The sequence below is a fragment of the Pseudomonas syringae genome, assembly GCF_001698815.1.
Lineage (GTDB): Bacteria > Pseudomonadota > Gammaproteobacteria > Pseudomonadales > Pseudomonadaceae > Aquipseudomonas > Aquipseudomonas syringae_A.
In genome coordinates this window covers 1-14,144 of sequence record NZ_LGSI01000048.1, presented here as the reverse complement: position 1 = coordinate 14,144, position 14,144 = coordinate 1, and the positions used below count along the sequence as shown (strand labels likewise).

At 58.2% G+C, this 14,144-nt stretch carries 14 protein-coding genes; 10 read left to right on the top strand and 4 right to left on the bottom strand.

What is annotated here, in order from left to right:
- Window positions 1-72 precede the first annotated feature (72 nt).
- From AFK24_RS14975 to AFK24_RS14930, 10 genes are all read left to right on the top strand, one after another.
- Entirely contained in the window at window positions 73-213 is a 141-nt protein-coding gene (locus tag AFK24_RS14975; RefSeq protein WP_065833987.1) for a type VI secretion protein, read from the top strand.
- A gap of 19 nt (window positions 214-232) precedes the next feature.
- Window positions 233-1,435: a type VI secretion system-associated FHA domain protein TagH gene (gene tagH / locus AFK24_RS14970; RefSeq protein ID WP_065833946.1), complete on the top strand. Its 1,203-nt coding sequence runs from the start codon at window positions 233-235 to the stop codon at window positions 1,433-1,435.
- A gap of 10 nt (window positions 1,436-1,445) precedes the next feature.
- Window positions 1,446-1,934, top strand: a complete 489-nt coding sequence (gene tssJ, locus AFK24_RS14965; protein ID WP_065833945.1) for a type VI secretion system lipoprotein TssJ — start codon at window positions 1,446-1,448, stop codon at window positions 1,932-1,934.
- Complete coding sequence (gene tssK, locus AFK24_RS14960; protein ID WP_065833944.1) at window positions 1,931-3,262, top strand: type VI secretion system baseplate subunit TssK; 1,332 nt, start codon at window positions 1,931-1,933, stop codon at window positions 3,260-3,262. The genes tssJ and tssK overlap by 4 nt, the downstream gene beginning before the upstream one ends.
- A gap of 6 nt (window positions 3,263-3,268) precedes the next feature.
- On the top strand, window positions 3,269-4,138 hold the full coding sequence (icmH, locus tag AFK24_RS14955) for a type IVB secretion system protein IcmH/DotU (RefSeq protein WP_065833943.1): 870 nt from the start codon (window positions 3,269-3,271) through the stop codon (window positions 4,136-4,138).
- Window positions 4,139-4,152: 14 nt separating this feature from the next.
- Window positions 4,153-7,665: a type VI secretion system membrane subunit TssM gene (tssM, locus tag AFK24_RS14950; protein WP_065833942.1), complete on the top strand. Its 3,513-nt coding sequence runs from the start codon at window positions 4,153-4,155 to the stop codon at window positions 7,663-7,665.
- On the top strand, window positions 7,665-8,390 hold the full coding sequence (locus tag AFK24_RS14945) for a PP2C family protein-serine/threonine phosphatase (protein WP_065833941.1): 726 nt from the start codon (window positions 7,665-7,667) through the stop codon (window positions 8,388-8,390). Before tssM ends, AFK24_RS14945 begins: the two co-directional genes overlap by 1 nt.
- Entirely contained in the window at window positions 8,387-9,367 is a 981-nt protein-coding gene (locus AFK24_RS14940) for a serine/threonine-protein kinase (protein ID WP_065833940.1), read from the top strand. Before AFK24_RS14945 ends, AFK24_RS14940 begins: the two co-directional genes overlap by 4 nt.
- 231 nt (window positions 9,368-9,598) lie before the next feature.
- Window positions 9,599-10,054 (top strand): hypothetical protein, encoded by a 456-nt coding sequence (locus tag AFK24_RS14935; RefSeq protein ID WP_065833939.1) that lies wholly within the window; start codon window positions 9,599-9,601, stop codon window positions 10,052-10,054.
- A 208-nt stretch (window positions 10,055-10,262) separates the two neighbouring features.
- Window positions 10,263-10,640, top strand: a complete 378-nt coding sequence (locus AFK24_RS14930; protein ID WP_065833938.1) for an SCP2 sterol-binding domain-containing protein — start codon at window positions 10,263-10,265, stop codon at window positions 10,638-10,640.
- Window positions 10,641-10,786: 146 nt separating this feature from the next.
- Here the strand turns inward: AFK24_RS14930 and AFK24_RS14925 are convergent, their stop codons facing one another.
- From AFK24_RS14925 to AFK24_RS14910, 4 genes are all read right to left on the bottom strand, one after another.
- Window positions 10,787-12,748 carry a DUF4105 domain-containing protein gene (locus AFK24_RS14925; RefSeq protein ID WP_065833937.1) on the bottom strand — a complete coding sequence of 654 codons (1,962 nt, stop codon included), beginning with the start codon at window positions 12,746-12,748 and terminating at the stop codon, window positions 10,787-10,789.
- On the bottom strand, window positions 12,745-13,065 hold the full coding sequence (locus AFK24_RS14920; protein WP_065833936.1) for a DUF2388 domain-containing protein: 321 nt from the start codon (window positions 13,063-13,065) through the stop codon (window positions 12,745-12,747). Before AFK24_RS14920 ends, AFK24_RS14925 begins: the two co-directional genes overlap by 4 nt.
- A 38-nt stretch (window positions 13,066-13,103) precedes the next feature.
- Window positions 13,104-13,409 carry a DUF2388 domain-containing protein gene (locus AFK24_RS14915; protein WP_065833986.1) on the bottom strand — a complete coding sequence of 102 codons (306 nt, stop codon included), beginning with the start codon at window positions 13,407-13,409 and terminating at the stop codon, window positions 13,104-13,106.
- A gap of 110 nt (window positions 13,410-13,519) precedes the next feature.
- Window positions 13,520-13,837, bottom strand: a complete 318-nt coding sequence (locus tag AFK24_RS14910; protein ID WP_020291570.1) for a DUF2388 domain-containing protein — start codon at window positions 13,835-13,837, stop codon at window positions 13,520-13,522.
- Window positions 13,838-14,144: the final 307 nt, after the last annotated feature.

Below are 14,144 nucleotides of genomic sequence, written 5' to 3'. Positions count from 1 at the left end.
TGCAACTCCTTTGCGCGGCCTTGCGAAGCTCGCGGTCGCTGCTCCCATTCTGTGTTTTTGGAGAACTCTTTGATGTCTGTTCGCCTCCGGCAAGTCGTGCTGGTTTCGCTCATTGCCGCGTTTGGCCTGACTGGCTGCGCGGGGCAGTACAAATTCAGCGACGACGAATACCGTGCTCTCGGTGATCCGCAAACCATCAATCGCGGCAACTGACAACAAGGAGAAACTCAAGATGGAGCTGATTTTCGAGCTGCTTGATAACGGTAACATCGCCTCTGGACAGGCGCCGCACAAGATATTCAAGCAAGCGGGAGGCTTGATCGGTCGGGACAAACACTGCGACTGGATGATTCTGGATCGCGACTGCTACATGTCCGGCACGCACGCGCAGGTTACGTTTCGCGATGGCGACTTTTACCTGACTGACATCAGCAAAAACGGCACGTTTGTCACCGGGAATCAACAGCCTCTGGGCAGAGGCGAAAGTCATCGCATTGAGCATGGCACCCTCTATCGACTGGGCAAATTCGAGATCCGTGCGCGTCTGATCAAGGATCCTGGCAGTTTTATTGGTGTGGATATCGGTGTCGTTGATCGCCCACCATTGGCCGGGAATCTCATTCCGGACGATGCCTTTCTTGAACTCGATCTGCTGGCGGATTTGGCTCAACAGGTGAGTCGAGGTTCGGATTTCGACGAACTTCTATCTCCACGCCTGGCTCAGCAAGCGTCCGAGCAAGGCGTCGATTACGGGCCAGCTGATACACAAAGCCTGCTCGTGCCAGAACTGATCGCCGCACCTCAAGTTTTGTTGCCGCCCGATCCGGTGGAGCCTGAACGCCAGAGCGATAGTTTCTGGCAGCGTTTTGGGGCGGCGCTTGGGGTCGAAATGGATGCTCTGGATCAGGACAGTCGCGAGAGGTTGGCGATCGATGCGGCGCAATTGCTCAAACAGAGCATCGGCGGGTTGCAGCAAAGCCTGCGCACCCGAAGCGAGCTGAAAAACGAGTTACGCCTGGCTCAAAGCACCGCGCAACACAGCAGCCTTAATCCGCTCAAGTACACAGGGGATGCCGGTGAAGCGCTCGGCCTTTTGCTGCAACCGCCAAAACCAGGGCAGCGAACGGCGCAACAGACGGTGGCCCAAGGATTTCGAGATGTTCAAGCCCATCAAGTGGCCATGTTGGCGGCAAGCCGGGCGGCCCTGCGTGGCGCACTTGAGCATTTTTCGCCCCAGCAGCTAACTTTGCGTTTCGAGCGCGACACTCGCAAATCGCTATTTACGACCGCAGGCGCGCGCTGGCGCGCCTATGAGCGGTACTACGAGACGTTGCGCCAGGACGATGACTGGAGCGAGCGGTTGCTGGCCCGCGACTTCGCCCAGGTCTACGCCGATCAAGTGCGTTTGATTGCCACTCTGCATTCCGGAAACTGAGGATATCCCCATGTTGCGTTTTTGTGCCCCGACTTTGTTGGGCCTTGTTTTGCTGCTGGTCGGCTGCTCGGCGCTTTCGCCTTATTCGACCCAGACTCGCCTGGAGCTTGAACTCAATGCCAGCGATCAGTTGAACCCTGATATCAACGGGCGCCCGTCGCCCATTGTGTTGCGCTTGCTGGAACTGAAAAATCCCGTCCTGTTCGAGACCGTGGACTTCTTTGGCCTCTATAGCCAGGCAAAGGAGCTGCTGGCGCCGGATCTGGTCGCCAGCGAAGAGTTTGAGTTACGCCCCGGGGAGCGGCTGCAGCTCAAGCTGCACGTAAAGGAAGGCAGTCGCTACGTCGGCGTCTTGGCGGCTTATCGTGATCTGCCGGAAACCAAATGGCGTCATGTGATCCGCGTGACACCAGACGACATGACCCGTGCAGAGCTGAACCTCGACCACCGTGGAATCCATGACGGCAGCGAGTCGGTCGCCAGGGTGGATGGCCAATGAACAACCACAAAGTCATCTGGCAGGAAGGCATGCTGCTTCGCCCGCAGCATTTTCAACACAACGATCGTTATTTCGAGAGTCAGATCAAGGCTCACACGTTGCTGCTCAAACGCAACGCCTGGGGCTTCTTCAATCTTGCGATTGATCCGCAGTACTTCAATATGAGCAAGATCGTCGTCACTCACGCTTCAGGTATGTTTCCAGACGGCACTTTCTTTGATTTGGCCTTCAGCAAACAGTTGCTCACTCTGGATATCGCGCCGGACAGTGGCAGCACCTCGGTGTACCTCGCTTTGCCGCTGTCGGCAGGCGATAACGTCGAGTCTCGGGATTCTAAGCAGGTCGACGTGCTGGCCCGCTATACCCGCTATGTAGACGAGATTTCCGATTCCAATGCGGGCAGCGATTCGCGCAGTGATATCAGCTGTGGACGCCCGGATTTCCGGCTGCTGGTGGGCGATGAGCTCACCGACAAGGCGTATGTGAAACTCAAACTGTGCGAGTTGACGGGGGTGACGACAAACGGCGGGATCGCGCTCAATTCCGAGTTCTGCGCGACGTTTCTGCATCTGCGCCACAGCGAGTATTTGCTGGCCTGCCTCAATGAGGTCATCGCTTTGCTTACCCTGCGTGGTGAAGCCATCGCCGAGCGTATTCAGGCCAGCGGCAAAGGCGGTGCAGCGGAAGTGGGTGACTTCATGATGTTGCAGCTGATCAATCGCACCGAGCTGGTGTTGCGGCAAATGCTGGAGCTTGATCAGGTCCATCCTGAAGAGCTGTATACCGTGCTGCTGGGCATGCTGGGCGAGTTGTCGACGTTTGCCAGCGACAGCAAGCGTCCGCGCCTGGAAACGTTTTATTCACACGCTGATCAGGCGGGCTGCTTGCGACAGCTGATGGGCGAGGCCCGACAACTGCTGTCGATGGTACTTGAGCAACATGCGGTTGTGCTGCCTTTGCAGGAGCGCCAGTACGGCATTCTCGTCGCGCCCTTGCTGGATCGATCACTGTTGGGCTCTTCCATTTTCGTCCTCGCCGCCAGCGCGCATTGCGACTCCGAGGAGTTGCGCAAGCGCCTTCCCGCCTACCTGAAGGTCGCGCCCGTCGAAAGCATCCGTCAGTTGGTGAACCTGCACCTGCCGGGCATCAAGGTCAAGCCGCTGCCGGTCGCACCGCGGCAAATCCCCTTTCATGCCAATAAAACCTATTTCCTGCTCGAACTTCATTCGCAGGAACTCGCCCAGTTGGAAAGCTCTGGAGGTTTTGCCTTCCACGTCTCCGGAGACTTCGACGGGCTTGATCTGAACTTCTGGGCCATAAGGAGCTGAACCTGAATGAGCATGGATATCGAAAATCCTGGGGACAACAAGACCGTTTTTCTGGGTACGGACCGGCCAGGACCGCCCAAAAGCCCGTTGACTGATTTCAAACCGGAGTCACGCGTCGAGCGTCTTGAAGATCGTCTGGTGTATGCCGCGCGCATCCGGCCGGCCGAGTCCTTCAGCGTCAGCATGAACATGCTGGTCGCTGCGGCTGCGCCACTGCTTGGCGAAGTGACCGGTCTCAAGCGCGAAGATAAAAAGGAAGGCCTCGCCGAGCTCAATGCCCGGTTGTGCGAAAGCATGCGGGCGTTCGATGTGGCTGCCGCGCAAAGCGGCGCCGAGAGCAGCCAGGTTCAGGCCGCTCGCTATGTGCTGTGTACTGTCCTTGATGAGGCAGTGGTGATGTCGCCTTGGGGCGATCGCAGCGAATGGTCGAAGATGAGTCTGCTGAGTAAATTCCAGGGCGAGACGTCCGGCGGAGAGAAGTTCTTTCACCTGCTCGATCGGGTCCTGCAAAACCCGTCGAAGTATCTGCCCCTGCTTGAGCTTATGTACGTCTGCCTTTCACTCGGTTTTGAGGGTAAGTATCGAGTCCTGCCCCGAGGCAACGTCGAGCTGGAAGCCATACGCGACAGCCTGTACCGCCAGATCCTAAACCAGCGAGGCGAGATTCCACGCGAGCTTTCGCCTCACTGGGAAGGCCTCAATGACGCGCGTCGCAGCCTGATACGTATTGTTCCCTGGTGGCTGGTGGTGATCTTCACGCTGATCAGCCTTGCGGCGATGTATTCCGGTTTTGCCTGGGTGTTGGGCGAGCAGCGCGAAACAGTCCTCCAGCCTTATCAGTCGCTCGATCCAATATCGAGTCAGCCCCGGTCGTAATACAGAGAAGAGTCATGAAAGATTTTTTTAAAAAGCTGGCCGCTGTGCTGCGCAAAACCTGGGTCTGGTCGTTGCTTCTGGTGCTATCGGTTGCACTATTGATCTGGTGTGTCGGGCCACTGGTTGCGATTTCGGATCATAGACTCTGGGAGGATTCTGCTACCCGGCTGCTGAGCATCTGCGTGGTGCTGTTGCTATGGGCGTTGCTGATGGTGTTCGTCAGTTGGCATGACAATGTTCGCAAACAACGGGAGGAGGAAAGTGCCGTCGGGCAGGAGCGCTTGCAGAATGCCGAGAAGATAGCCGATGAACAGAAAGAGCTGCGCGGCCGGTTTGCCGAGGCGGTGCACACCCTGAAAACCTCAAGCCTGTACCGAGGTCGCAGCGAGCGCTGGCGCGATGAACTGCCCTGGTATCTGGTCATCGGGCCAACGGGAGCAGGCAAGACCAGTCTGCTGGATTTTTCCGGGCTGGATTTCCCGCTCAATAAAATTGAACGCAAGCTGACCCGCGATACTCAAGGCACGCGTCAGTGCGATTGGTACTTCGCCAATAACGCGGTGCTGATCGACACGGCTGGCCGATATCTTTCGCAAAAAGAAGAAGTCGATAGAGCCTCATGGTCAACGCTGCTCGGCTTGCTGCGTACGCGCCGCCGCAATCGCCCGCTCAATGGGATTCTGGTGTCGGTGGATATCGAAACCCTGGGCGGCCCCGAAGACGAGCTGGAAAACCTGGCCCGTCAGGTGCGTTCGCGTCTGCAGGAGATTCATCAACGGTTGCATGTGGATGTTCCGGTCTATCTGGTGTTGAGCAAAGCAGACGAGTTGCCGGGTTTCACCACGTTTTTCGATCAACTTTCCCGCGAAGAAACCGAGCAGGTATTGGGGGCGACTTTTCGCAAGGATCAGAACGGCACCGACGCGGTTATTCTGCGCGCGGCGTTCGATGCTCTGTTGCAGCGCTTGAATAGCCAGGTGGTCAGCCGGATGCATCTTGATCGGGATATCAAACGCCGGGGTTTGATTCTGGAGTTTCCCAATCGCCTCGGGATGGTTGGCGAGCGGCTTTGCCTGTTCGTCGACATGGCCTTCACTGGCAGCCGCTATCAGCGCTCCAGCCAATTGCGCGGTTTTTACCTGGCCAGCGCGCCTCATCTTGCCAATAAGCTGAACAAGGACACCGCAGCCATCGGCGCAAGTTCCGGCATGGCAAGCAGCGTATTGCCTACCCTGCGTAGCGGGCGCGCCTTGTTCATCAATAATCTGTTGGCTCGCGTGATCTTTCCTGAGGCCGAACTGGTCGGACTCGACAAGCGAGAGGCGCACCGCATCCACTGGCGACATCGTGTTCTGTACGGTGGGTCGCTAGCGGCTTTGAGCCTGTTCGCACTGGCCTGGGCCAGCGGCTTTTCGGCGAACCATCAGCGGCTTGAGAGTTTGCGCGATCTGGCCAGACAGTTGACCCAGGAGCGCTCGGCGTTGAGTCCGCAGGATGATGAACTGGCGGCGCTCAAGGCTCTGGACTTGAGCTATCAAGCCAGCAATGTATTCCCTGACAAGCAGCAGATCGGTTTGCATGAGCGCAACGGCCTGTATCAGGGCGAGCCCAGCAACCTCGTACTTGATGCGGCTTACCGGCGCGAGCTGGAAACCCTGTTATTACCGCGTGTGGCTCGTCTCCTGGAGGCGCAGATTCGCTCGAACCTTCAGGATCGCGAACAATTATCTGGCAGCCTGCGCGCTTATCTGATGCTTAACCTCCAGGAGAGGCGAGATGCTGCGTGGCTCAAGGAGTGGGTTGCCGCGGATTGGTCCGTGCGTTTCAGCGGAAACACAGCGGCCCAAAATAGTCTCAACGAGCATTTGCAGCGCTTGCTTGTTCGCCCGTTCAGTCATTCGCTGAACACTGAACTGGTAACTCAGGCGCGTCAGGTACTGCGCAGTGAGTCGCTGGCGACTGTGGTTTATCGTGCACTGCGTGATCAGGCTCAGGACTTGCCGCAGTATCGCCTGAATCAGCATCTCGGGCCGCAAGGTTCGATATTTACCGGGACCGATTACGCAATTCCGGGGTTCTATACCCAACGCGGCTATCAGCAGAACTTCGTGGTAAAAGGTCCCGCGCTGGTGACCGGCATCCTGCGTGATAACTGGGTTCTGGGGGAGGGCACCGACATCAGCGCAATGGACCTGCGTCGTTTGATGGTCGAGCTTGAGCAGTTCTACTTCCGCGATTACTCAAATCACTGGAGTGAAGCGGTCGGTCGGGTGCGACTGCAGTCGTTTACCTTTGCCGCCGACGGTGCCGATCAGGTCGCGAGCCTGACCGCCGCCAGTTCGCCGTTGTTGCAGTTGCTCATGGAGGTGCGTGATCACACCCGCTTCCAGGCCACCGCCGAAAGTGTCGAGGCGCTTACGTCTGCCGAACCTGCCAAGGCTGGCGCACTCGGTAAAGTTGCCGCCGCTGCGGCTGAACAGGCCAAGGATGCTATGGTCAAGAACCTGCCCGATACCGCCAAGAAGTCTATGCAACGTCGTTTTGAGCCTTTGCATCGGTTGCTCGATGACAGCAATGGCCCGGCTGCGGATCTGGCCCCGGCGTTTCAAGCGCTCAATGAGCTGCAATTACAGCTGTCGACTCTGGCGCGTTCCAGTCAGCAGGATCAAAGCGCGTATGAGTTGGCCAAGGCGCGCATGGGAGGTCAGCGTGATGTGTTGAGCGCTTTGCGCAATACATCCACGCGCCTGCCGCAGCCGGTCAACGGTTGGTTCAGCGCGGTTGCCGATGACACGTGGTCGATGGTGCTCGGCGATGCGTATCAGTACCTCAATCAGCGTTACCAGAACGAGCTTTATAGTTTCTACGGCAAGGCCATCGACAAGCGTTATCCGTTCAGCGCCCACAGCACCAGCGATGTGGCGCTCAACGACTTCCGCGAGTTTTTCCGGGCCCAGGGTCTCGCGGAGAAATTCTTCGACACCTTCATGCGTCCCTTCGTCAGTGGTGAACCCGGCAGTTACCGCCTGCGCAGCGTCGATGGGCGGACCTTGCCAATGTCACGGGTGTTTCTGGAGCAAATGTCACATGCAAACGTGATACGCCGCAGCTTCTTTGCCGAGAACCCGAACGAGCCGCAGATTCTGTTCAAGCTTGAGCCCTACACCCTGGACCCAAGTGTCAGCCGTGCCGAGTTTCGTTTGGGGCACCAGCAGATGGAATATCGCCATGGTCCGGTCGTCCCGGCGTCCTTCAAATGGCCTACTGACGCAGACTATGGTCGCACCAGTCTGGTACTGGAAAAGATCGCCGGTCGAGCCCTGGGGCTGGAAGAAAATACCGGGCCATGGTCGTTGTTCCGGCTGTTCGATCTGATGCAGACCGAATACTTGCGAGGGCGCGACGTCATGATTATGAAGGCCAACGTCGGTGGCTTGCGGGCCAACTATCTGCTCACCAGCCAGCGTTCGCCGAACCCCTTTGATCTGAGCGCCGTTCGGCGTTTCCGGTTGCCGGGACAGCTTTGATGACCTACCGACGCGCTTACCGAAGCATGGCGCGTACTGATCCGGGTAAGGTCAGGGCGCGCAACGAGGACGCGTTTCTCGACTGCCCAGAGCGTGGTCTTTGGGTTGTCGCTGATGGAATGGGCGGTCATCGAGGCGGAGATATTGCCAGCCAGTTGATCGTGAGCAGTCTTGCCGGGCTGGACTGGCGGGGTTGTCTTGACGAACGACTGGAGGCGGTGCGTCAGTGTCTGCAATGGGTCAATCGGCGTCTTGGCCAGGAAATGACCGTCATTCCCGGACAGGACTCAACCATTGGCAGCACGGTGGTCGCTCTGTTGGTCGAGGGCAACCGTGCTGCCTGTTTGTGGGCTGGCGATAGCCGGTGTTACCTATGGCGTGATCACCGGCTCTACCAGCTTTCACGCGATCACTCGATGTTGCAGCATCTGATGGATAGCAAGCAGTTGACGTCGGATCAGGCCGCGCAGCATCCGGCCGCTCATGCCTTGACCCGTGCCGTGGGTGCCGACCATTCACTTTGCCTTGAAGTCATCGAGCTCAAGCTTCAGCGGGACGACGTGTTTCTGCTTTGCTCCGACGGGCTTTATCAAGCGCTCGGGCCCCATGCGCTGAGCGACGCCCTGAGTATGAATTCATCCGGCCTGGCACTGGACCTGTTGTTCGAACGGGCTTTGCTCGGTCCGGCCAGCGACAATCTGACTGCGGTGGTGATTCGGCCATGAGCAAGCCCAAGGCGCCTGTCGGCACTGGGGATCAGGCTGGCCAGTTAACCTGTTTTGCTTTGGCTGGAGGGTTGGGCTCGGCGCAGCCTTTGCCGACATCGTCCAAAGCATTGTTGGCTGATTTACCGCGAATACTCTGCAGACGCTATCAACTGGAGGACGTGCTGGGCGCCGGTGGCATGGGCGTGGTGTATCGCGCCAGGGATCTGGTCCATGAGCAGCACGGCGAGCCGGACCCCTACCTGGCAGTGAAACTGCTCAGCGATGAGTTTGTCGACGCACCGGATGCGGACGTATTGCTGTACAGCGAATTTGCCCTGACGCGGCATTTGCGTCATCCCAATGTGATCCGCCTGCATGCATTCGAGGTCGAGCCGGAGTGCCAAAGAGCTTTTGTTACACAGGAATTGATGCGTGGTATCGGGCTGGACAAGCTGCTGACTGAGCAACCGGCCGGACTTTGCGCCGACGAATTACAACGTGTTGCTGTGCCGTTGCTTGATGCACTTGCCTATTCCCACGAACGTGGCGTGCTGCACGGAGACTTGAAGCCAAGCAATCTGATGCTCACGGACGACGGCCCGAGAATCTTTGACTTTGGGTTGGGGCGCGCGTTGGAGGGCGTGCTGACCGGGCTGCCGAAGTTGAGCCGTGAGCGTTTCAAGGCCTGGACACCCGGCTATGCCGCCCCGGAGTTGCTTGAGGGTGCTCCGCTATCTACTCGCACGGATGTGTTTGCCATGGGCTGTGTTCTTTATGAACTGGCGTGCGGCAAACATCCTTTCCCGCAGATGTCATCGACTCAGGCCAGGGCGGGACGGCTATGGGCCAAGCTGCGCCCTCCTGCCAATCTCCCCATCCGGTTCTGGCCCGCCCTACGCCTGGCATTGGCGCTGGATGCAGACATCCGAACCATCACCGCCCGCGAACTGCGCGATGCGTTCAGCACCGTGCCCATCGGCCGCATGCAGTTCTGATTGCCGGCCCCGGCACTTCGTCTGTAAATCAACTACGCGCTATCAATATTTTTCCTACTTTATGTCAGGACTTTTCAAGTTTTGTCCGAGTATTGCTGTGTCAGAATTTTCCCTACAACTAAGTATTGTGGACTACGTAATCCTAGGAATTTTCCGACTTTTTAATATTCCTGATTCCCTTAAAGTTCCGCCGCTGTTGATAACCCCTAAAAAACTACCCAGGAAAGTGTTATGAAAAAGCTATGGATGTCTGCTGCGATTGCGACCTTGATTGCGACCACCAGCGGCTGCGTCAGCTACAACATGAGTCAGCCAAGTGCGCCGTTGGAAGGCGTTGTCAAAAGTGATCTGAAAGCAGACATCAAAGTCGGCGAAGCCATCAGTGGTCAATCGTCCACCAATATCCTGTTCAACTTCTTTGCCTTCGGCGGCGACACTCAATTCGCGGACGGCGTGGTGTATGGCGCTGGCGGCGGTGGTGGCGGTGCATTGGGCGGCCTGGGTCTGCCAATTCCCGATCCGGTCGCACAAGCCAAGGCAGCTGCAGCCTACAAGGCTGTTAAGTCTTCGGGCGCCGACCTGATCGTTGCGCCTCGTTATGAAGTGAACATCAAAGACTACTTCATCTTCAAGAAGGTCGACGTCAAAGTAACTGGCAACAAAGGCAGCATCAGCAGCATCCGCTGATTCCTGTTTGATCCGTTGAACCCCCGGGCAAGCGCCATTCTTTCTCAGCATGGCGCTTCGCTTGACGCCGCAAACAGTGACCGATCAGTCACGTTATTGTCGCCATCTTCGCCGAAAAGGAATGTATTTTCCTGCTGAAGTGCATCATGCGAACCGCTACACTGCTGCGCCGGTTGCTCCGACCGGGATTTGCTACCGAGGCAGTGTCATGAAGTTTCGTTTTCTACTCTGGATGCTGGGCCTGTTGATGTCTCGGGCCAGTCGCAGTAACCCTGCGTTTCAACAACAGTTGGCCGGCAAGGCGCTGACTTTTCAGCTGCAAACTTTCGATGGCAAGGTGGCGCGGCATTTCGTGGTGAGTGACCAGCGCATCACCAGTCGTGCCGGTACCGTTGCTGAACCAGCGTTCGCCATTTGTTTCAAGGATGCCGCTTTCGGGTTTGCCACACTGCAGGCCAAGAACAAGCAGTTAGCGTTCATGAAGGGTATTCAGGATCAGGATATCCAGATCAAGGGCAATCCCGGTCTGGTGATCTGGTTTCAAGGCTTGATGAAGTATCTGAAGCCGAGAAAGAAGAAGGTTTAGCAGGTGCTCGTCTCTGTAGGATCGGATTTATCCGGGAGCGGGCCGGGTTGATCGCGGGATGCTTACCTGACACAACTCGTCGTCATGGCTGACGCCTTCGCGAATAAATTCGCTCCTACAGAGTTCAGCATTTCGCCTGCAAACACTTAAGGCAGTTCCAGCCCGCCCGCCGCTTTATGCAGCGCTCGCAGGTGCTCGCCCAGTTGTTTGAGGTTGGCTTCGTTGGCGGCGATTTCGGCGGCGCGTTCGGGTTCGAGCAGGGCGCGGACTTCTTTGTCGAGGTCTCCGCTCAGGCGCTGGAGTTGTTTCTGGCGCTGGCCGCTTTCATCTTCCAGTCGCTTCCATTCCGCTGCTTGCGGCAAGCCATAGCCGCCACTGTCCAGCAGTTCCGCCGGTCGACTCAGAAAGCCACTGCTGGCAAGAATTTCCTGCAGCGTCTGGGTGGCTTTCGAGACGCTGCCGTCTTTTTGTTCGCGCGCGCTCAGGTAGCGTTGCTTGACCTCATCCTGAGCGGTCAGCAATTGCCGACGCAGGCTGGCTTGTTCAAGCAGCAGCATCGCCGCGCTGCTCTGCAGATCCGCTTTGGCAAACCATGGCTTGCGCTCCTGAGCGGGCAGCGACAGCCAGTCTTCGACCGTGGTCTGTTTGATGGGTAGGCGTTTGCGCACGACTTCGAACATCGCTTGATAGCGGTCGCGGTAGGAGTCAAAGCGATAGCCCCGGCGCAAGGCTTCCTTGGGATCGTCCAGCACGCTGGTGTCAGCCAGGCCGCGCCCTTTCAGCACTTCCAGCAGGCCATTGGGCAGGATGCTGTCCAGATCGCCAAGCCGTGGATTATTCGTGCCGCTGCGTAGCAGCTTGAGGTTTTCCACCGCGCAGTTGTTGGAGATGAAGAAGTAATTGCCGTCGTAACTCCAGTGCATTTCGGCCGCGTGTTGCACCAGTCCTTCGATTTCCGGGCGGGACAACTTGAGCGGCACCGATGCCAGGCTGCGCAGTTCGGTCTTGGTGTATTCGTCGATGACCTGGCCCAGTGGCAGGACGAACAGCCGTGATGGATAAGCGCCCATCAAGCCATCCCAGCTCGACAACTGCACGTCGCCGACGAATGCTCGATAGGACAACACCAGGTGCTGGTCCAGATCCAGTCGGCAGTCCGGCCCGCGCGGGCGACCCGGTTTGCAGATCACCAGACGCAGCATGCTGTGGCCCCAGCGGCTCATCATGTTCTGGTTGGCTTCGGCCAGCAGGTAATCGACCTCGTAGACGCGCTCGGGATCAAGTTTGCCCAGCGGCTGGCGGCCGAAGTCGCTGCCGGCGTTCAGGTACGGATAGAACGTCGGGCAAGCGTCTTTGGCCTTGGGTGCCCAGCCGAAGTGCTGCTTGTAATAGTCGTACAGCGCCGGGCGGCGGCAGGCGTAGGCCGGATCGAGCAGGAAGTACTCCATGTTGACCGCGACGAACTCCAGTGGGCTGGTGGTTTCGTAGATGTCCGGGCTGCGCGCGACTTGGCCATTGTGCTGTTCGCGCTCGCCTCGGCGGCCGACGTATTGCGGCCAGCCGGCAAGGTCCAGCAGGCGCGGGTCGTCGCTGAGGGTGAAGCGTCGATCGGTTTCGCCCCGGCAGTCTTCCGGCAGGCCGACTTTGCCCAGGGTGTTGCTGCGCCGCAAGCACTTGATAATCAGCGAGCGCTGCGGGGCTTGCCAGAGTCGGGCGCGATCATAAACGTGCGTCAGCTCATGCAACACGGTCGCGAGCATTTCGTTGCGCACGGTGCCGTGGGGGCGGTTGGTTTTTGCCGTGGCAGCCGAGCCGTCAGTGAGGCCGGCCAGCAGACTGGTGTTGAGGTCCAATCGATAAGGCCCGGACGCTTGGCCGTAAGCGTTGACCGGCATGTCGGCAGACCAGCGCACTTCAACGCGCCGATCCAGATCGCGGACAAAGCTCGGCGGCAGCGCGAGCAGCGCTTCGTCGAGCAGGGTCTGGGTCGCTTGCTGTTGCGCAGGAGTGAGCCCGTCAGTGGTCAGCGACAGACTCAGGCTGGCGAAGGCGCTCGTGGCGGTCAGCACCAGTGCGCACGCCAACAGCCAGGCACCAAGCTGCCTCACAGTGCGAGGATGGCTTCGGCGAGAACCTGATCGCTGGCATTGCGGGCTTCGGGAACGCGGGTGCGCAGCATGTCGAACGCGGCTTCGAGTTGCGCACCACGGATATCGCCACGGCTGGCGACGTAACTGGCGGCATCATCCTTGGCCTCGACAACGAGCTTGGAATCGCGCACCGAAGTAGTGGTGTCCGAAGTGAAGTCGATGGTGCGGGCGAACGCGTTGACGATGATGTGACTGGTCTGTACGACGGTTTCAGCCTGGGCAACGTTGGCCAGCAACAGCAGGCCCAGGGTGGCGGCAATCAGCGGGGTACGCATGAAACGTCTCCAAAAAAATGCAGAAGAGTAGAAAGCGGTTATTGGACGAGGATTGCCTGCGCCAGTTCAAGGTCGCTGGCACGAAGTTTTGGCTGGGTCTGACGCAAATACAGCAACGCCGACTCAAACTGTGCTCCTCGCAGTTGGCCATCAGTGGCGATAAACACTGCTGCGTCATCCTGGGCGGCAATTATCAGCTTGTTATCGAACGGGCCGGTCGTCACCTGGCTGGTGGCATAACCACTGATCACCAGGCTTTGCGTGGTCGTATCGAACGCCTGAGCATGGCCGGCCCAGAACAGGGTCGCCAATGGCGTGAGCAACAGGAGTGGCAGTAAACGCATGGTCTCGAGAACTGGCAAAACGAGGCCCAAGGCTAGCGCAATGGCCGTTCCAGAGCCAGCCCGGCAGATCGACACTTGCATGCCGACTGCCGACTGCCGAAATCCGCTAATCAGATGGTCAGGATGGCTTGAGCCAGTTGAGCATCGGTAGCATCCAGTTGCGGAGCCAGTTGACGGATATGCTGGAAGGCGCCTTCCAGCTGAACGCCACGGATCTCGCCGGCACTGGCAACGAAGCTTGCCGCGTCGTCGCGAGCGGCGCGCACGATTTTGTCATCCTTGAAGGAAGACGAAATGTTCGAGGTGGCGTTGGTGGAAGCATCCACTGCACGCACGACCGCATCCGTAGTAACGACAAAGCTGGAAGCGCTTGCGCTCGTCGCGGCGGCCAGCAGGACTACAGCGCTGAGCAAACGTAGGCGGGACATGGTGAAACTCCATAATTAAGGAAACGCAGTGTTTTTGGGTCCGAGCAAAGCCCAGCCAGAGAGTTGCCTCATCAAGCGTGGCCGTAATAACCGTTAAGCCTATCCCAGCATTCACACCTGTGCCATCGCAGCGGATAGTCGGTGACTGATTGGTCATTCTGCCTTGAATCCATGGCAGGCCTGATCGGCATAACTGTACAGGTAGTTATTATTTTGTATCAAACTGTACCTGTTCCGGTAGAAGGGGACTTGTCCCTGATGGCGTCGGATGTCCCAGCATCAATCTGCCTGACCCAACGCCTTCCCG